This is a genomic window from Agrobacterium sp. MS2, from assembly GCF_003261015.1.
Lineage (GTDB): Bacteria > Pseudomonadota > Alphaproteobacteria > Rhizobiales > Rhizobiaceae > Agrobacterium > Agrobacterium pusense.
In genome coordinates, this window is sequence record NZ_QLNF01000071.1 from 1 (window position 1) to 17,996 (window position 17,996).

Annotated in this window: 14 protein-coding genes and 6 pseudogenes; 11 read left to right on the plus strand and 9 right to left on the minus strand. The window is 56.2% G+C overall.

The window, feature by feature from the left end:
- Nucleotides 1-545, minus strand: a pseudogene (locus DOU54_RS18595) (IS6 family transposase); the annotation flags it as partial.
- Nucleotides 546-627: 82 nt separating this feature from the next.
- Between DOU54_RS18595 and DOU54_RS18600 the strand changes: the two are divergent.
- From DOU54_RS18600 to repC, 5 genes and pseudogenes are all read left to right on the plus strand, one after another.
- Nucleotides 628-909, plus strand: a pseudogene (locus tag DOU54_RS18600) (DDE-type integrase/transposase/recombinase); the annotation flags it as partial.
- 56 nt (nucleotides 910-965) lie between these two features.
- Nucleotides 966-1,190, plus strand: a pseudogene (locus DOU54_RS18605) (IS110 family transposase); the annotation flags it as partial.
- Nucleotides 1,191-1,818: 628 nt separating this feature from the next.
- Nucleotides 1,819-3,042: a plasmid partitioning protein RepA gene (repA, locus tag DOU54_RS18610; protein WP_003585245.1), complete on the plus strand. Its 1,224-nt coding sequence runs from the start codon at nucleotides 1,819-1,821 to the stop codon at nucleotides 3,040-3,042.
- Nucleotides 3,039-4,067, plus strand: coding sequence for a plasmid partitioning protein RepB (gene repB / locus DOU54_RS18615; RefSeq protein ID WP_113731721.1), 1,029 nt, complete (start codon nucleotides 3,039-3,041; stop codon nucleotides 4,065-4,067). The genes repA and repB overlap by 4 nt, the downstream gene beginning before the upstream one ends.
- 196 nt (nucleotides 4,068-4,263) lie before the next feature.
- On the plus strand, nucleotides 4,264-5,478 hold the full coding sequence (repC, locus tag DOU54_RS18620) for a plasmid replication protein RepC (RefSeq protein WP_113731722.1): 1,215 nt from the start codon (nucleotides 4,264-4,266) through the stop codon (nucleotides 5,476-5,478).
- Nucleotides 5,479-5,946: 468 nt separating this feature from the next.
- Here the strand turns inward: repC and DOU54_RS18625 are convergent, their stop codons facing one another.
- Entirely contained in the window at nucleotides 5,947-6,285 is a 339-nt protein-coding gene (locus tag DOU54_RS18625; protein ID WP_113731723.1) for a helix-turn-helix domain-containing protein, read from the minus strand.
- Between the two features lie 2,441 nt (nucleotides 6,286-8,726).
- Entirely contained in the window at nucleotides 8,727-8,909 is a 183-nt protein-coding gene (locus tag DOU54_RS18640) for a hypothetical protein (protein WP_113731726.1), read from the minus strand.
- Between the two features lie 828 nt (nucleotides 8,910-9,737).
- Between DOU54_RS18640 and DOU54_RS18655 the strand changes: the two are divergent.
- The 4 genes and pseudogenes from DOU54_RS18655 (at nucleotide 9,738) to DOU54_RS18670 (ending at nucleotide 12,522) form a co-directional block, all read left to right on the plus strand.
- Nucleotides 9,738-10,783: pseudogene (locus DOU54_RS18655) on the plus strand (bifunctional transcriptional activator/DNA repair enzyme AdaA).
- A pseudogene (locus tag DOU54_RS18660) lies at nucleotides 10,776-11,559 on the plus strand (isocitrate lyase/PEP mutase family protein). Before DOU54_RS18655 ends, DOU54_RS18660 begins: the two co-directional pseudogenes overlap by 8 nt.
- Nucleotides 11,560-11,863: 304 nt before the next feature.
- The gene (locus DOU54_RS18665; protein ID WP_113731727.1) at nucleotides 11,864-12,112 is read left to right on the plus strand and encodes a type II toxin-antitoxin system VapB family antitoxin; all 249 of its coding nucleotides are present in this window, start codon (nucleotides 11,864-11,866) and stop codon (nucleotides 12,110-12,112) included.
- Nucleotides 12,109-12,522, plus strand: coding sequence for a type II toxin-antitoxin system VapC family toxin (locus DOU54_RS18670; RefSeq protein ID WP_113731728.1), 414 nt, complete (start codon nucleotides 12,109-12,111; stop codon nucleotides 12,520-12,522). Before DOU54_RS18665 ends, DOU54_RS18670 begins: the two co-directional genes overlap by 4 nt.
- 15 nt (nucleotides 12,523-12,537) lie before the next feature.
- On the opposite strand, the pseudogene DOU54_RS18675 reads toward DOU54_RS18670, so the two are convergent.
- From DOU54_RS18675 to DOU54_RS18695, 5 genes and pseudogenes are all read right to left on the minus strand, one after another.
- Nucleotides 12,538-12,822 (minus strand): annotated as a pseudogene (locus tag DOU54_RS18675) (tyrosine-type recombinase/integrase); the annotation flags it as partial.
- Nucleotides 12,823-12,956: 134 nt separating this feature from the next.
- Nucleotides 12,957-13,601, minus strand: coding sequence for a DUF6904 family protein (locus tag DOU54_RS18680; protein WP_113731735.1), 645 nt, complete (start codon nucleotides 13,599-13,601; stop codon nucleotides 12,957-12,959).
- Between the two features lie 37 nt (nucleotides 13,602-13,638).
- Nucleotides 13,639-14,061, minus strand: coding sequence for a type II toxin-antitoxin system VapC family toxin (locus tag DOU54_RS18685; RefSeq protein ID WP_113731729.1), 423 nt, complete (start codon nucleotides 14,059-14,061; stop codon nucleotides 13,639-13,641).
- On the minus strand, nucleotides 14,058-14,324 hold the full coding sequence (locus DOU54_RS18690) for a type II toxin-antitoxin system Phd/YefM family antitoxin (protein ID WP_113731730.1): 267 nt from the start codon (nucleotides 14,322-14,324) through the stop codon (nucleotides 14,058-14,060). The genes DOU54_RS18685 and DOU54_RS18690 overlap by 4 nt, the downstream gene beginning before the upstream one ends.
- A gap of 87 nt (nucleotides 14,325-14,411) precedes the next feature.
- Entirely contained in the window at nucleotides 14,412-15,545 is a 1,134-nt protein-coding gene (locus DOU54_RS18695; RefSeq protein ID WP_003501256.1) for a site-specific integrase, read from the minus strand.
- A 124-nt stretch (nucleotides 15,546-15,669) separates the two neighbouring features.
- Between DOU54_RS18695 and DOU54_RS18700 the strand changes: the two genes are divergently transcribed.
- A complete protein-coding gene (locus tag DOU54_RS18700; RefSeq protein WP_003501255.1) occupies nucleotides 15,670-16,623 on the plus strand; it encodes a DUF1403 family protein in 954 nt (317 codons plus the stop codon).
- A 2-nt stretch (nucleotides 16,624-16,625) separates the two neighbouring features.
- Nucleotides 16,626-17,336 (plus strand): SMC-Scp complex subunit ScpB, encoded by a 711-nt coding sequence (gene scpB, locus DOU54_RS18705; protein ID WP_107327914.1) that lies wholly within the window; start codon nucleotides 16,626-16,628, stop codon nucleotides 17,334-17,336.
- A gap of 9 nt (nucleotides 17,337-17,345) precedes the next feature.
- On the opposite strand, the gene DOU54_RS18710 is transcribed toward scpB, so the two are convergent.
- Nucleotides 17,346-17,978 carry a hypothetical protein gene (locus DOU54_RS18710; RefSeq protein ID WP_035243799.1) on the minus strand — a complete coding sequence of 211 codons (633 nt, stop codon included), beginning with the start codon at nucleotides 17,976-17,978 and terminating at the stop codon, nucleotides 17,346-17,348.
- Between the last annotated feature and the right edge of the window lie 18 nt (nucleotides 17,979-17,996).

Below are 17,996 nucleotides of genomic sequence, written 5' to 3' on the forward strand. Positions count from 1 at the left end.
CCTTGCTGCAGATGCTTGGTGACATAGTGAACAGGGTTCGGATGCAAGAGCCCATCATCGACGGCCGTCTTGATCGTTGTGGGGAAGGTGTTGGCGCCATCGGTACCGATCTTCCCCGGCGATAGCAGCGGCTCATCCTTGAGCATCTTACGGAAGAAGCGCTTGGCAGCGTCGAGATCGCGCTTGGCGGTGAGCAAAAAGTCGATTGGATTTCCGTGCTTGTCGATGGCGCGGTACAGGTATCGCCACTTGCCCCGGATATTGACGTAGGTCTCGTCAATCCTGACTGAGCCACAATGCGGTCGGCGAAACTGGCGTAGGCGCTTCTCGATGACAGGTGCATAGGCGAGGACCCAGCGGTTGATTGTACTATGGTCGACCTCGAAGCCGCGCTCACGGAACATCTCCTCGAGATCTCTATAGCTGAGCGGGTACCGCAGATATCAGGTCACCGCCTGAACGATGAGCCATGCCTCGAAATGTCGCCCTTTGAAATCATGCTTCGACTGGCGCTTCAGCTTCTCGACAATGGCGTTCAGAACCATGGCTACGCTCCGCTACATCGGGAGCGGAATTTCCACCGTCGTGGTCAATAGCAAGTTAACCAGAAGAATTTGCGACACGCCCATCAAGACGGCCGTCGATGATGGGCTCTTGCATCCGAACCCTGTTCACTATGTCACCAAGCATCTGCAGCAAGGCATCGAGAGCGACCACTTCCGAGTAAAGAAGAACATGCCGAAGATCGGCGGTTTCCAGTCATTCAAAACGGCGCGCCGGACGATCGCCGGGTTCGAAGCGATGTTGTGGCTGCGGAAAGGCTTCGGCTTTTCCGGCGACTGGACCGTCAACGATCAAAACGATCTGCTCGCGCGCCTCTTCGGCCTTCAAAAGGTTAACAAGGCGTAAACGCTGGGTGATTATCGGCTCAACGCGTCCTATCGCCAGATTTGCGACACGCCCCAGGGAACCCTCGGCTGCGCACTACGATGATCCAACTATCGTGGCTGTGGCTACGCAATCAGCCAGCATCAGCGCTCAGCCGTTGGTTTGTGGATCGGGTTCAGTCGAATGGTGGACGCTTAAAGAAAGCCGCGATAGTTGCCTTGGCGCGCAAACTCCTTATCGCACTGTGGAAATTTGTCACTGCGGGTGTTCTCATCGAGGGGGCTGTCATGAAGACCGCCTGACAACCAAAAAATTGCCGAACACACAAATCTTCCAGGACTGATCACTCCTGGCGGATCCAGGTGAGCGAACCGCCTCGAAGTCGGGCTTCAAATGCCGCGCTTTAGATTGGTCCCGTTCTCCTGAGCCTTGCCGCTACGCAAGCGGGATAATGGTGCTGCCGGACAAAACGGCGACCGTATGTGAGTTTGAACCGGTGAAGGAAACGTGCCGCGTCAAGCAAGGTGGCTCAGACCATGGGTTCGATACGAAATCGAAGGGGCACGCTATGAAACGATGATTGATCTTGACGACGAAATCCTCATGTGAGCTTCGAGCCGAACCCTTTTGCCTCCGAGCGTACCCAACGCCTCCTGGACGATCCGGCCGATAAGCATACCGCGGTCTCCGCGTTCGACGACGAGTTCAGGTGGACCCTTGGGGGCTGGGCTAACAAACGAGGATTAATGCGGACTGTTCTGAAACGCATTGGAGATTGAACCAGGCATTGCATCAAGGCATTCGGAGAGCAGGCCCGGCCAGTCCTTAAGAGTTCGTTAACCCTTAATCTCTGGACGTGACGCGAGAATCGTGTTGTATCTTTGGCGGGCTTTGGGCGGCAAACCGAACTTTGTCCGCCAAGGGGGCGATATGGCGATAGCGAATAAGATCGAAGCGGCGATTGTGCAGAAGGAAGATGCGGGCGGCAAGATAGCCCGTCACGCAAGCCTTTTGTCGCAGCAATTGCAGCAACTGCGAACACGCATGTATCCGCCGAAGTCGGAGAAAAGTCTACGCCCCTTCCTGACCAACGAAGTGTCCAAGCTAACATCCATACCCGATTCCACGCTCAAACTCCTGTCGAGCGAGGGGCGCGGTCCGATTCCCGGGCGGCTGGAAAACAATCATCGCGTCTACACCCTGGCCCAGATCAACGAATTGCGGGAGCTTTTCGCAAGCCAGAAGCCTGCCGACGCATTGAGATTCTTGCCCCGGCGCCGCGAGGGTGAACACCTTCAGGTGGTGGCAATCGCCAACTTCAAGGGTGGCAGTGCCAAGACCACGACCTGCGTCCACCTTGCTCACTATCTCGCCTTGCAAGGCTATCGTGTCCTCGCACTGGACCTCGATCCGCAGGCGTCACTTTCCGCTCTCTTCGGCGCCCAACCTGAATTTGACGTCGGCGCCAATGAGACCATCTATGCGGCGTTGCGCTATGACGATGCAGAGCGTCGGCCGATCCGCGACATCATTCGCAAAACGTACTTTGACGGCATCGACCTGATACCGGGCAACCTCGAGGTCATGGAATATGAGCACGAGACGCCCAGGGTTCTGGCGCAGAAATCCGGTTCAGGGGCAATTTTCTTCGAGCGCTTGAAACTGGCATTGGCCGAGGTCGATCAGGACTACGACGTCGTCATTCTCGATACCCCCCCTTCCCTGGGGTTCCTCACCCTCAGCGCGATCTACGCCGCCACCAGCATGATTATCACCGTCCATCCGGCAATGCTTGACGTGGCTTCCATGAGCCAGTTCCTGTTGATGATGGGAGACCTGATCAGCGTGCTGAACGAAAGCGGCGCACAACTCGATCAGGATTTCATTCGCTATCTGGTTACCCGCCACGATCCGAACGACGCGCCGCAGTCGCAGGTAGTCGCGATGATGCGTCATCTGTTTGGCACGGATGTCCTCCTGCCAACCTTGATCGAGAGCACGGCTGTAGAAGCAGCGGGGCTTGCGAAGCGCTCCATCTATGAACTCGAAATGGGCCAAATCGGCCGTGACACGCATAAACGCGCTCGCGAGGCGGTTGACGCCGTGAACGAAGCGATCGTGAAACTCATCAATACAAGTTGGGGGCGCAAATGACGGGCAAGTCATCGCGTAAGTCCATCGTGGCGAACTTTGGGCTGCTTTCTGCGGAGTTGGAAAACCGGCTCTCGACCGAGAATTCGGCCCGCGCACCCCAGCCCGTGCCAACTGCGCGAGTGGGCGCAGGCGTGATCGGTGCGGCGCATCGGGCGATTGACGACATCAAATCTGAACGCGACCGCCTGAAGGCGCTGGTCGAAGCCGGCGGAGGCACGGTCCGCGAACTCGATCCCTTAAGTATCGACCCCTCGCCCTTTCCTGATCGCCTTCCTGACGATGATGCGTCCGATTTCGAGGCTTTCCGGAACTCGATTCGGTCCGAAGGTCAGAAGGTTCCCATACAGGTCCGTAAATCACCTTCGTCTCCTGATCGCTATCAGGTGATCTACGGCCACCGCCGGCTCCAGGCAGCCAGAGACCTTGGAATTCCGGTCAAGGCGATCGAGGTCGAGATTTCCGACATCGAACTTGTTATCGCACAGGGTATTGAAAATGCTGATCGCCAGGATCTGACCTGGATCGAGCGCGCCCTCTTCGCCCGCCGCATGGATAATGCTGGTGTAAAGCCTCGGGATATCAAGGCTGCGCTGTCTATCGATGACCCCGAACTCGCTCGCATGCGGTCCGTTTACCGTGTCGTACCGACCGAAATCATTGAAGCAATCGGGCGAGCGGGCAAGGTCGGTCGTCCGAGATGGGCGGACTTTGCAAAGAACTATTCTGAAAGGCCGGATCTCCACGATGCATTGAGCAAGGTGTTATCCGGCAGCGCCGAAAGGCGCCTGGGCTCGGACCAGAAGTTTCTTGCAGCATTCAATGCTCTTAAACCGAAATCCCCCCCGAAGGAGACTGGCGAGGTGATAGCTGGACCCGCAGGCGAGCAACTGGGCAGGCTTGTGCGTACGGCCAACGAGGTTCGTATTTCAGCGCATAAAGCGTCCGCGAAGGAATTCCTGAGCTTTATTGAATTGGAGTTGCCGGCGCTGGCTGAGCGCTTCAGTCGTGAGAAGTCCAAGAACTGATCGAAGCCGGAAGTGGATTTCGATACGAACTAAGGAAGGAAAGCGCGCAAAAGAAAAAGGCCCCCGAAACGTTGCCGTCATGGAAGCCCTTCTCGTTGTGTGAGAGCTTGAGAATCGCATTTCCATGAATCCTAGTCAAGAGTCTTTGGCACCGTTTTGGTGAGCGTTGTTCTTTTGCCTTTTGAGAGGCGAGGACATGGATGGTGCACAAGTAACGACGCCCTTTGGGCGGCGACAGGTTACCCTTGCGCTTGTGAGGCGGCAAATCGCCACGAGCAGGATCGAGGAAGGTAAATCGGCAAACAAGTGGAAGGTTTTTCGCGACGCATCGGAAGCTCGAGAGGTGCTTGGTCTGCAGGATCGCAGCCTTGCGGTTCTCGATGCCCTTTTGAGCTTCTATCCGGAAAACGAACTGCGCCAAGACGCGCAGCTCGTTGTCTTTCCCTCGAACATTCAGCTGTCAATTCGCGCCCATGGCATTGCAGGCGCGACCTTGCGTCGGCATCTTGCGGCCCTCGTTGATACCGGATTGATTATCCGCAAGGATAGCGCCAACGGCAAACGCTACGCCAGAAAAGGCGGCGATGGCTCGATCGAGCACGCGTACGGCTTCGACATATCACCTCTTCTTATGCGAGCTGAGGAGCTTGCGTGCCTCGCCCAGCAGGTTGCTGCCGATCGGATCGCCTTTAGACAAGCAAAGGAAAATCTGACGATCTGCCGGCGGGATATCCGCAAGCTGATCACTGCAGCTGTTGAAGAAGGGGCAACAGGCGATTGGGAGGGAATAGAGGAGCGCTATATCGCGATCGTGGGAGAAATCCCGCGCAATCCCACCTTGGCTGAACTGGATGACTTCGGTCTCAGGATGAGCAGTCTACGCGAGGATATCGTCAAACTTCTGAATTCTGAAGAATTTTCGTCAAAAATGAACGCCAATGATGCTCATATTGAGCGTCACATACAGAATTCAAATACCAACACTCCTAATGAACTTGAACCTAGCTCTCAAAAAGAGCAGGGAGCGAAGCCGAGTGAGGACAAGCAGCCGCGGCATGTGCCGATCAAGGCTTTCCCAATCGGACTTGTCTTGCGGGCCTGCCCTGAAATTTCAAACTATAGGCCCGATGGCCAAATTCGGAACTGGCGTGAACTCATGACAGCCGCAGTGGTCGTCAGATCCATGCTTGGGGTTAGCCCGTCTGCATATCAGGAGGCCTGCGAGGCAATGGGTCCAGAGAACGCGGCAGTGACGATTGCCTGCATTTTGGAGCGCGGCGGTCACATTAATTCGCCGGGCGGATATCTCAGAGATCTGACAAGCAAGGCGAAGCGCGGTGAATTTTCACTCGGACCGGTCCTGATGGCTTTGCTGCGTGCCGGCGGTCACAACGTCAAAGCCACCGGGTAACATTGGGTCTCATGGATGCGTGCGAGAACAAGAATTGTTCCTCCAGGCAAAGTGAGACCGAACGGACCGTGAATTTTATGCTGAGGGCAGGATATAGTGCTAGTGCCGTCGGTCGAGGAGACATCCTCGGTGAACCCCGAGCCCGGATCGCAGGTGAGGATTGACGCGTAGGATCCTCTTTGAGGGACCAGCACATAGTGCCACGTTCTGTCGCGGACTAGAATGCATCGATGCTAACCACGATGGGTCGATCGCGGACACCCATGAATGTCAGTTCGTCGATACAAGGCGTGCTCGGATGTCGTGCCGTCATTGGTTTCAACATGAGCGAAATCTGCTCCAAGCCCCGACCCCCATAGCCGATCGCTGCGGCGACTCAGCTTGGTAATGTCACGTCGGCAGACGGCCGGGCACTGCTTTGTGACCCGTAGCTATTCTCGCAGGCGCAAGGGCGGCAAGAGTCTCGATCTAAGCCGACCATGCCAGCAGTAAGGCGAGCGAAAAGCCCAAGGCTTCCTCCACCTCCCCTGCCCTTCCACGGCGCGCGTAGCGTTTCTCGATTGGGCTGTCCTTCCCCACCATCAATCGCGGCGTACACGAGGACTGCCAAGTCCCGTCGTACCGTCGCGGGGCCATGCCGCGGGCGCGGATCGACAGCCGCGTGTTAGACGGGAATGCGATCAGGCCGCGTTTGCCAGATAGCTCGTCGGCTGGATAGAAAGCTACCAGGACGTCAAGTACAGCCGGAACGCGATCTGTCACCCCCAGCGATGGCCGTGCTACGCATGTCGCCAGAATAGCTTGCATTTACTATGAAATTCCGGCCCGGAGGGTTGCCATTGGCATAGCGCCTTAGGCGCGGCGTCAAAGGTTATGTCTCGTAGCTGGCCTCGTGTTGTCGCTGGTGAGATAATCCAGCTCCCATTCCTTCTTGATGTCCTCGTCAGTCATGCTCGGACCGACCCGTGGCACGACAATTGCTCTGTCGCAGGGCGGCCCTTATTGAACGCGAGCGCATCGAGCACCTGCATGATCTTGTCCTGCTCGTTGTCCTTCCACTAGAAAGGCGCGGTAGGGTTAGGAGCAATCCAACCTAGACACAATTTGCACCGAGATTACCGCAGATCCCGTTTCGCAACGCATTTCAATGATTGCTATGATATCTATCAGGTTAGCATCGAGGTGCAGCGTCTTCGGTGGACCTCTAATGCGGCCCGCGGCTGCGGTGTGCGCGTTAAGTTCGCTCAGAATTTCGGGAGACAGGGGTTTGGTGATCTCCGCGAGGTCGCATCCTCAATGGGAATTACCGCCCTCGTAAACAGCGCCTATATTCATCTTCAAAAAAGCCGAGATGAGATTGGCAGTTTATCCTCAGGCATTACGAATCCTGACCCCCCACAATGGTCAGAGGCGCTCTGCGGGGCGTGTTTTCTCGCGTCAACCTTGGGGTTTTCGTTTCGAGCGACACAAGCAACGGTGGTGAAAGATCGAAATGGCTCCTGTTCATTAAGAGAAAGCCTCTTTTCGTTTTCCTGTTCCGTTATTCAGTCGTCTGGCTGATCCTTGGCGGCGGCAGGTCCAGTGAGGGGGCCAAAACTGTTCTCGTAGCAGCTATCATATCTGTGGTAATCCCCGGCGACGATGGCGCGCCAATTGCTGGTTTCGGCGTCAAGGTGACGTCGATGATCTTATGGGGGAAGAAGATCGGGTTCTCAAGGATGTCGCTGGCCTGGTAACCTCGTTCCGATAACCGAGAGGATTGCATACGACAGGGGTGCAAAGAACGGTGTAATCGAAGCCGGTACGCCTGTGGGCGGCGTCGGTTTTTCGATCTCTGTGCCGAAGTCCAAAGCGAATGCAGGCGTCAGAGGGGTGGTCACATATTTCTCTGCAAACGAAATGATGTGCGATGGTGGGTACGTAGGCACGGCAGGACGACCGTCAAAGCCGTCGGAAAGAGGATCCCGAAACCGTGCTCGGTTCTCGGCATTGATAGACCAGCTATGCTTGGGCGTAAGACGGCGGAACCGCCCGCAGCGTGCACGCGATCAGAGACGTCACCCGCGACGAGGGCGTGTTCAATGTCATCCGGGAGGTCGAATTGGTAGGCAAGGATGCCGTTATATGGTAGATACAACTTCGTGGAGACGGCGCCTTTAAAGGTCTCCATGTCAGTATTCCAGAAGCCGGTGACATCGCCGCCGCGATTCTCGCCAGCGGCCTAGGCTGTGACGATCAGGTCGACTGTTCCGCGTCATCTGAGTCGTGATTGACTCCGCCAAAGCGGCGTCATCAAATCATTCTAGACCGCTTCAAGATCGAATTCCTGAGGAAGCTCTGTGGGGAAGTTACGGCCGACAATACCGTGGCCACCGTCTCCTTCCCTGTATCCATGGCATCGCGGCCGACCAAAAACGGTGATCGCCTTCTAACGAGGATTAGGACTCACTGGCGGGCGTGAAGTCGCCGACCATCCTGTTCGCAGGCACCGGAAAACGGAAGAATTCAGCTACACTGCAGCCCATTCTGCGGCCATCGCACCTCTCGATCTTCAGGGTGGTGGCTTTGACGCGCTTTACCAAATTCGGGGAATGAAACGAGATCCCCCCTCCCCTTGTCCGCAACAACGGCTTTGCAATATCGCGCAGTTCCGACGCTTTGTGCGCAAGATCGGTGTGAACATTATCTCGTCGGCAGTGCATTTCCGATCATACCCCAAGGCTTTGTTGTCGAAAGCATGGGACTTGCTTGGCGCCTTGAAATTGAAATTGGCCCTGGTCTTGGGGGGAATAGGACCGAGTAGCAACGTTGAAGGCAACCAGCCCCATTCCCTGGCGGACCATCCGCAACCTTCCAGAGTTGGTACTCTAGTGTAAAACAGTATCGAAGTCCCGCCCGGTTACGATCCGGCTCATGCCAGATGGTGGAAAACCTTGTCAGCTGACAAGGTTTACGGCGGTAGTCGTGTCCGGGGTGCACCATCAGAGAATCGAGCACCGGCGAACTTTTCGCATCGCTTCAGTTGAGAATGCCCTGCCAGCTGACAACGTTTCGCAGTGACAATCTGCTTGAGGCTTGTCGAAGTACCACTGTTTCACGGAGTGGTGCGTTTCGGATCAGACGAAAAACCTTGTCAGCTGACAAGGTTTTGGTGCTCGGCCTTGGTCAACAGGCACGCCGTGGCTGGGGCCGCTGGCGCGCCTTTGGACATCCCACGGTGGTGAGCAGCCCATCTAAGCATTAGCGGCTCAGGCGCCGACAGGGTAGGGAATGCCGCTGGAAGCAAGATCCAAGACAGCGAGGTAGGCGAGATCAGAGGTCAGCGCCCGCAGCGTGTTGTCGCCAATGCCCTCGCTGACGAAATGGCGTAGTGCCTCGACGAACTGGACGGTCAGAAGTTCGGAGAGTTCACCCCTGGGCTCACATGGCACACAGATGGTGGCCGTCTATTGAGGAAGTTGGCCGAAGCATGGCGTTCAGAACGGATGTGCTAGTCTCCCCGCCGAGCCTTGCATGACAGCAAAACACAGGACGAAAAATTTGAAACGAGAAGTAGCCGCTAGTTTACTTTGGACCCATAATGAAGGAGCACTCAGCGGTACCCTCGCAACTATTTGTCCGTAGTTCGAAATCCGCGCCCTTGCCACATAAGCCTACCGGGCGAGAGAATTGCGCGACTGACGACGTCGAGTGCGCGCTCGAAACATAGGAGGCCCGAGAGCCGGGGACCGAACTTGCTGCGAGTTGCTATAGTCGTCTTTCGTCTCCGTCGGGTGTGCATTCGATTTCGGGCTTGATCATCGATGAAAATTGACGTGCTCATAAGTCCATGGAGCTTTGATTTTTCTCGACATGAACGTGACCTCGGAGGCTTGAAAGTATGCTTCCGGATCTCCAGTAATAGCGTGGCTTGCTCGCTATGAAGCCGAACTTGCACTGCCGGCGGTTGCGGTTGCTGTGATCGCTTTTGGTATTCCAAAAATCAGACCGGATCAGCGTGCAGATCGTCCGGAAGAGGGATCTTGTGAGCTGGCGTCGCTGGTTTTCCAACAAGATGTTTTCCCTTCACGGAAGAAGCGGAATTGACCCATGGGATATCACGTTGGAGAAGCTGCGTGGTAGGGCAGGGCACCGGTTGGGTAAACGGACTGAAGCTGTTGGATCGCCGAACCGCGGGCGTTGATCCGATCACCCCAGAAAAGTGAATAGACGCTCGAAAATCGGCGGCGTGTTGTTTTTATAATGGCTAGGAATTCCACATGCTATTTGATCTCCCAGACCCTGACATACTCTACGCTGCTTTACTGGCCTGAAATAAACGTTCCGATGGTCAAGTCTTCGTGTGTGTCGCTTCAACTGGCGTTTCCTGCGCGAAAAGCTAAGCGCGAAAACCGCACGTTCTCACCCACGATCGGCGAATGCGTTGAGTCTGGATACCGCTCGTGCAAGCGTTGCCATCCTCTTCGGCGGCTGCCCTTGCTGATCCGACAATGCTGCTCTCCTGCATGCTCTCGACATGCGGACCGACCGTCGTTGGTCTGAAAACCATGTGATCAAACTCGGTTATGACTCCTCAACCGTGCGGCGGAGCTTCAGACGTCAATTCGGAATGACATTCCTTGAAATGGCGCGTCAACGGCGGCTCCGCGAAGGATTCGAGACACTGGCCGTTGACGGGAAAGTTGTTACGACTCAACACGAGGACAGCTTTGGATCTGCCAGCGCGTTTCGCGCCGCTTTCGCGCGTCTACTCGGCAATCTCCATCTGAGTTGCAATCGGACAAGTTGCAACGGGCAACATGGATACCGACGTCGCTCGGCGACATGATCGCCGTGAGTAGTCGAAGCCATCTTCATCTTTTGGAATTCGTGGATCGAAAAGGTCTGCCTGCAGAGCTCAAAAAGCCACAGCAGGCATCCAAAGAGAGTATCGGCAGCATGCCTCCCGCGGAGGAGGCCATGGCAGAACTCGCTGAGTATTTTGCGGCCCGCTGCGACAGGTTTTCAACACCACTTGCGATGTCCGCCAGCCCTTCACTGAACGTGTGTGGGGCGTATTGCGAGAAATTCCATCTGGTGAAACCCGAAGCTACTCCGAAATTGCCCGTCAGATCGGTCGTCCCACCGCAATTTGCGCGGTTGCACGCGACAATGGTGCCAATCTAATAGCTCTCATGATTGCTGTCACAGGGTCACCGGAGCAGACGGATCTTCGACGGGATATGGCGGAGGCCTCTGGCGCAAGCAGCGGCTGATCGAAATCGAACGTCAACTTAAAACAGTAAATAAGGATTACCCTGCATAACAGCCCAAATCGAAAAGACCAGTACTTTCGAAGCTTACACAAACCATCGAACCCGCTGTTTCTCTACAGTATCTGGGATGCCGGGAGTGCCCTTGCCGTGGAGCGCGCTGGGGTCGAAAGCTGTTGCGTCCAGCAGCTGGTCCGTTGCTGCTGCCCAAGGTTATGCAGATGGCCAAGAGCTGCGCTTCGAGGAGATGCTTGCAGTTGTCACTAGGATCTCAAAATCGGTGCAACTACGGGTCACCGTCGATTTTGAGGGTGGGTATGCTGCCGATCCTGAAACTGTTGGGCAGAACGTCTGAAGGTTACTAAAACTCGGCATTGTCGGCTTCAATTTTGAGGACCAGATCGTGGATGGCCCCGGCCTCTATGGTTTTGAGGATCAGGCTGCTCGGATACGCGCGGCTCGCCATTCAGCCGATTCTACCAGTGTTCCAGCATTCATCAATGCCCGAGACGTCTTCCTAAAAGCCGATCAGGGAGCCGCACACGCTGATTTAGTCGAGGGGGCGCTTGTCCGCGAGAAAGCATATGCGGCGGCCGGCGCTGACGGCTTTTTCGTTGCTGGATTGACAGATGATGCGTTGATCCGCCAAGTCTGTAACGCGGCAACAATGCCTGTTAATTTGATGACAACGAGCAGCAGGGACGTCCATAGGTTAGCCGAGTTGGGCGTGGCCCGCATCAGTTTAGGACCGGTACCATATATCGTTCTCATCTCTGCCGAAAAAGAAGGAACGCTTTTCTGTAACTTCGAAGGATGCTCTGGAGATTAGTTTATCCATTAATGCTTAGCAGCCAATTCGCCCATCTGCACCTCATGGACCTGATCGTTGGTCGACGTCTGGCGTATTCGATAAAGCGTTTTGGGGAAAGTTGGTTGGTACATGGCGCATGCCGTGATTTTCGCACGCGTTATTCAGGTGTTTTGCTGTTGGTTACTACGCAGGACGGCAATGCATATTGGCCAAAACCACAGGCCGCCAAATCAGAAATAACGAATAGCCACCAAAATGGCAGATGCCATCTTGATGGCTATGTCGATTTGAGTTACATTAGATCCAGAGGAAGGAGCACTTAATGGTAACCCCGCAACTATCTGTCCGCAGTTCCAAAGCGCGCGACCTTGCCCATAAGCTCGCCCGCCGAGAAAATCGCACGATTGCCGACATCGTCGAGCGCGCGCTCGAATCCTATGAGGCTCGAGAGGCGGGACGTGAACCCGCTGCGAAATTCTATAACCGTCTTTCATCGCAGTCGGGTACGGATATCGATTTCGACAGTATCATCAATGAAAACAGACGCGCTCACAAAGGCGTAGAGCTTTGATTTTTCTCGACACGAATGTGATGTCGGAGACGTTGAAGAAAGCTCCCGATTCTGCGGTCATAGCATGGCTGGTTCGTCACGATGCCGAATTGGCACTGCCGACGATTGCCGTTGCTGAGATCGCTTTTGGTATCCAAAAGATCAGGCCGGATCAGCGCGCTGATCGCCTGGAAGAGGGACTTGTGAGCTGGCGGCGCCGGTTCTCCGACAAGATGTTTGCCTTCACGGAAGAAGCAGCATTGGCCTATGGCGATATCATGGGAGATGCTGCGCGGAAGGGGAGGGGTATGTCGGTTCCGGACGGCATGATCGCGGCGATAGCGCGGATCAATGGTGGCCGGTTGGCAACCCGAAACCTTAAAGATTTCGAGACAACAGGCCTTGAGTTGATCTCTCCTTGGCAATTCTGACAGTGAGATCCGATCCTACAATAATCGGGCCGCTCGCCCGCTTCTGCGGGTGGCACTGTTATAGTAGCTGGATGCTTGCTGAACGGATCGATGGCGTGATTGCTCCATCGCCTCTGGGAGAGGGATGCCGCGGTTTGCCGCCTCGGTCAAATACCCTGACCGCAAACCGTGCGCAGAAAACTCCCCGGGATCCAGTCCAGCCATTTCCGCTCGATGTTTAAGGATCGCGTTGATCGACTGCGGATCGAGCGCCCGGCGCGAGACCGCTCCCCACCTTCCGATCCCCCGAAACACGCTTCCTGTGGCTTTTACTTTCCGATTTCAATTGAAGCGATAAGCGGAAATTCAGCCCTTGGTTTCCGAGCTTGCGGTTTCAACAGAGAGCAGGGGAGGGGCGTCTGTCCGGGTGATACCACTATTGATGAGCCCGTGATTTACCACCGAGGATTCGGCCATTCGGCATTTTCCCAGCCCGCGAATTCTGTCGGAGAGATCAGGTTCTTTTCGCCGTTCTTCAATCGCATAGCGTAGAAGCGGTCATACATCGGATCGAAACTCGAAAGGAGCTGCGCAAAGCAGGCCTTCCGTTGCGCTTTCGTCCATGAACAAAAGATCCCGCCGCGGCTGTCGATCATGTCGAATACCTCAGGCTGAGCTGGGTCAAGGCGCTGCCAGTGATCAATGATGCGTTCCGCTTGCGCACCAAAATCCTCACGCAGCGCATCTTCGATGATGGCTTCCAGGGCGTAGGTGATGGATTGCGTTTTGGCCGTATGGCTGAGGAACGCGAGGGATTGCCTTAATAGCCTTTGCTGAAGAAGAAGGACGGGCCAGAGGATCTGGACACCGTATCGAACACCAATTTCTTCAAAATGCTTTGGCGGCTGAATAACCTCGCGCTGCCGTTCATATGCTTTGCGCACATCGTAGGCCAATCCAAGGAACGAGCCTTCCTTGTCTTTCACTATCGGCGAGCGCTCATTCACGTCATGGACGACTTCATGCAGCCAGGTCAGGGACGTGTAGTCCCCGACGAGCAGGATGCCGGCGTGATTTTTGAGCAAGCTGTAGGAGAGCACCGGGACCAATCCTTTCAATCGACAAACAAGAACCCAATCAGTCCACCCATGGGTCGATGATGTCTATTCCAAAGCCTTCGAAATCCTTGGTGTTGCGCGTCGCAAGCGTTAGCTGATGGGCGACGGCCGTAGCGGCAATCAGACCGTCCATCGAGGCAAGCCCCCGACCATTTCGCTTGGCAAGCGCCATGAGATCGCCCCAGGCCAAGGCGACAGGCCCTTCCACCGGCAAAATCCTGCTTTCGAAGCGTTGAGGCAGATCATGCGCGAGCCATTCGTCCAGGGCATCGCGTTTTCGCCCGCTATCCATCAACGCAATGCCTCGACGAATTTCAGCGATCGACACGATGCTGATGAACGTACGGTCTTCGTCCAGCCCGTGAAGCCACTTAAGAACAGCTTCATCCGGGCGAGGTTTCGTAACTTCCGACAGAACGTTCGTATCCAGAAGCAGCCTCATAACGACAAGTCACGTGGCTCGTCGTGCTGCCGTTCAAGATCCAGATCCGCGCCGCGTAGAGGCGATGCCAACAGAAATTCCGCGAGCGATCCCCTGCGCCCAGTTTTCCGCTGCCACTCTTCTGCGGAAACGACGACCACGCTCGGCTTTCCGTTGCGTGTAATCGTCTGAGGTGCCAATTGCGCGCGCTCCATGACTTCCGAGAGCTTTGCCTTTGCGCCGGCGACCGTCCAACTCATATCGTCGTGGGTTGATGTTTGCATTGCTTCACCTTTAACCAAAATGACTATAGTGACTATAATGCGCCAACGGCTTTTCTGCAAGCGCTTGAACGGCAGGGGAGGGGATAGCTAGAGCCCTGACGCCTTGGTCAAATTCACGCGGAAGCGGTCCCGCCGGCGCTGATATCTGCGTGTCATCTCCGCTGAAGCATGACCGAGCTGTTTCTGGACGTAACGCTCATCGACTTCAGCGGAGGAGGCCAAGCCCGCGCGAAGGGAATGTCCAGAGAATTTGATGGCGCGTTCGATCTCACTGAGATCACCGCGAACGCCGGCAGCCATTGCGGCCCTTTTCACAAGCCGAGCAACCTCCTTGTCGTTCAACCGCTCCGAGCCGACAGCTTTCCCTTGCCCGGTCACGCGGCGAAAAAGGGGGCCATGAGCCATCTTGGCGAACTTGATCCAAGTCTCGATTGCGGCGACCGGGCAGGTCGCATCGGCCGAGCCGCGACCGACCTCGACCTCTCGCCATCCGGTTTTACCGCGCAGCGTAATAATCATACCCTTGTCGAGGATCTCGATCCAACCACGACCGTCCTCAGTCTGGTCGGCCTTCAGGTCGAGGCCGACGATCTCGGAGCGCCGAAGGCCGCCAGCAAAGCCGATGAGCAACATGGCCCGATCACGCAGGCCGCGCAGGGAGCCGCGATCGAGCGTTTCGACCATGGCAATGATATCCTCAGCCATGACCGCTTCCTTCTGGACAGGTGGCTTGGCGTGGCTGTTGCGGATGCCGGCCATCACGGTGGCGATATGCCGGTCCTTGCGATCGAGCGAGAGGCCACGCTGGGCATAGTTCCAGGAGAGTGAGGAGAGGCGGCGTTCGATGGTCGAGACAGAGTTCGCTTTTGCACCCCGTTCAGCTGTGCCGGAAGCGCAGGCTGTGATGTAAAGTCCGACGGTTTGCGGATGCGGGGGCAGGGGGGCCAGATTGGAGCGCCTGCACCACGCCGAAAAATGCTTCCAGTCGGCCGCGTAGGCCTTGCGCGTGTTGGCGGAACTGGCCGCCTGGACATAGCCACGAGCGCGATCGGCGAGGCTGGCAAGATGAGCAGGTGTCTCGCCACCGCCGGCGAGAGAGGGGAGGGGGCTTGCGCCTGACGCCTCCGGCGCGGAAACATCACGCCCGGCCTCCGTGCTGAGAGACGGCGCTGAGGTCTCCTCGACGTGATTTTTGGTGTTTTGCTCGATGATTTGGGCCATTTCTCTATAATGAGCAGAACGTCCGATAATGCAAGATTATCGGACATTTTATATTTCTGACATGTAGTGCGGTTTGCATCTATATAGATAGCATAAACCGCACATTTGATCTATACTGCGAAGCATGAACTCGATCACCAAAGTGCAAATTCCATCAGTGACATGGTCGGCGAACATGCCGGGCTGGACGTTGGCATATGGCCGTGACATCGACGAAATTGATGCCGCCTTCGCCGCCGGTATCGGATTGAAATCCCTCGACGATTTGATCCGCGCCGACCCTCCTTGGCTCGGCTGCTGGCGCGACCGCCTAGCCCTGAAATCAGCCGCCGTCGCGGCCCGCATGCTCGATCGGAATGAAGAAGAGAATGCGCTGCGCGACGCCGTTTTGCTGACTCCCGCGAATGGAGATCCGGGACCGGCCGGAAAGCTGTTTTTGGCCACACGAATGCTGGCACGTCGAACAGCGATGCCCGGCACTGCGTTTGTCAGGGAACTGGCCGAGCTTCTGTCTATCCGATGGGACATGGAGCTGTGCTCGATCGCGGATCTCGCCGATGTGGCAATCCAGTCCGGGCGCGCGGCCCCCATTGCGATTGCTGATCTGGTATCCGCGATCATGGCGCTTCGTCCGGACGCGGAGGTCCTGGCTCTGGCTTTGGCAGACATCGTACTGGCCCAGAAGCTGAGATGGGCGCGACCCGTGCCGCTTCTGCTACCTGCACGGTTCGGGTCTGCATTCCGCACTATCGGCGGAAGAGGTCGAGTGCGGCCAGGTGAGCCAGCTTATCCGAAGGCAATTTGTCTGGCGCTGGTCAGCAGTGTCGAGGCGGCGCTTCAATCTGCCGCCGACATCGATCGCCGTGCCGCTCGGTTAATGGCAGCAGTGCCAAAGGTGAGGACCAAGGGGGGCGATGCGGTTATCCAAAAGCTCCTCAATCAAGACGCGGTTCCGTCCTCGGCGCCGGGGTGCAATCTGTCACGATGGGCAGCCACTCGACTGTTTGAGCGGCTGGAGAGTTTCGAAGCAGTGCGGGAACTGTCCGGCCGCTCTTCTTTTCGAATTTATGGGTTATGACGATGAGGGGAGCGAGTGCAGCAAAAACAAGTCAACGCCAAGCGAAAGACCGCCAGCAGGAGGTCCTTTATGATCGTGAGCTCGAGGGACTGCCTCCAGAACTGCGGTGGCGTGAGTGGATGTTGCGGGTAGAGGCGGTGATATTCGCCTCGTCAGAACCGGTTAGCCGCGAGATGCTGGCGCGGGTGGTCGGCAAAGAGTGCAGTATTGATCTCTTGGTTGATGACCTCATCGACGAATTACGAGATCGACCATACGAACTGGTATTGGTCGCAGGCGGATGGCAGCATCGCACCCGAGCGCGGTTTGCTGAGACAATTCGCATTTCGACCGCTCCGGCGAGATCAATTGCACCACGGCTGTCAGAGACCGAGTCTATGGTGTTGACGGCGGTGGGATATTTTCAGCCGATCACCCGGGCCGAATTGGCAGAGATTTTCGGCAAGGAGGTCAGTCGTGACACGATCGCCGGCCTGCGAGATGCGGGCCTCATCGTATCAGGGCCGAGAAGTCCGACACCCGGTGCGCCCTACACCTATGTGACAACACCCCGATTTCTGTCGGTTTTTGGCTTTGAGACCCTGCGTGACCTTCCCAACATCGAGGCACTCGAGGATGCTGGGCTTCTGAGCAGGCGAGGCACGTTCGATACCTCCAACAAAGATCTTGCCGACATCGCTTCTGGTGGACATGACGCCGATGAGGCCGACTGACATCCCTTCTCATCGTGAGTTCGTTCGATAACGACCTTTTCTTCGCGATCCGATGTACTCCAGTAACTTGGAATGAAGCAATGCGCTGATATCCCGACGCGCGGTTTTCAAACTGACATGCCAAGTCTGAACGATCTCCTTCGCACTGAAGCGCTCACCCATTCTGATCTGCTCCAAAAACCATAGCTGTCGCTGATTGAAGGATTGTGGTTCAGGGTCATCTTTAGGGTCACGTTCAGGGACACGATAAGGGTCATTGCGGCGTCTGGTTGCTGCCAGCGTGGTGTTAGCGGCTTCGCCGGTGGCGTAAGCTTCTCTGGTCGCAAAGCGAATGACGCGATCGTTCGCAGGAGAAGTTTGCTCGGATGCCGGGCCTTCGATGATACCAAGTACAAACGCTCTTACGACCGGCGAGGAGACCACGAGCCGAAGGAAAAACATAACCTCTGGAGCATGTTGACCAGACAGCCAGTGTTTTACGGTTCGTTCGCTGGCGCCTGTCTGGCGCATCAACTCCTTGATTGCGCGGTGACTATCGCCATGCTCTTTCTTCAAGAGATCGGCGACGGTGAGGGCAAGGACCTCTCGGTCACCCAGAAAGCCGGGCCAAGTCGGCAACTTACTGCCCTTTTTCGGCAACATCTTCCGCTCCTTCATGCG

What these genes read in the sequence shown, in the direction of transcription:
- repA (WP_003585245.1), top strand. Translation starts at nt 1,819, where the DNA reads ATGGCGATAGCGAATAAGATCGAAGCGGCGATTGTGCAGAAGGAAGAT.
- repB (WP_113731721.1), top strand. Translation starts at nt 3,039, where the DNA reads ATGACGGGCAAGTCATCGCGTAAGTCCATCGTGGCGAACTTTGGGCTG.
- repC (WP_113731722.1), top strand. Translation starts at nt 4,264, where the DNA reads ATGGATGGTGCACAAGTAACGACGCCCTTTGGGCGGCGACAGGTTACC.
- DOU54_RS18625 (WP_113731723.1), bottom strand. Translation starts at nt 6,285, where the DNA reads ATGCAAGCTATTCTGGCGACATGCGTAGCACGGCCATCGCTGGGGGTG.
- DOU54_RS18665 (WP_113731727.1), top strand. Translation starts at nt 11,864, where the DNA reads ATGGTAACCCCGCAACTATCTGTCCGCAGTTCCAAAGCGCGCGACCTT.
- DOU54_RS18685 (WP_113731729.1), bottom strand. Translation starts at nt 14,061, where the DNA reads ATGAGGCTGCTTCTGGATACGAACGTTCTGTCGGAAGTTACGAAACCT.
- DOU54_RS18690 (WP_113731730.1), bottom strand. Translation starts at nt 14,324, where the DNA reads ATGCAAACATCAACCCACGACGATATGAGTTGGACGGTCGCCGGCGCA.
- DOU54_RS18695 (WP_003501256.1), bottom strand. Translation starts at nt 15,545, where the DNA reads ATGGCCCAAATCATCGAGCAAAACACCAAAAATCACGTCGAGGAGACC.
- DOU54_RS18700 (WP_003501255.1), top strand. Translation starts at nt 15,670, where the DNA reads ATGAACTCGATCACCAAAGTGCAAATTCCATCAGTGACATGGTCGGCG.
- scpB (WP_107327914.1), top strand. Translation starts at nt 16,626, where the DNA reads ATGAGGGGAGCGAGTGCAGCAAAAACAAGTCAACGCCAAGCGAAAGAC.
- DOU54_RS18710 (WP_035243799.1), bottom strand. Translation starts at nt 17,978, where the DNA reads ATGTTGCCGAAAAAGGGCAGTAAGTTGCCGACTTGGCCCGGCTTTCTG.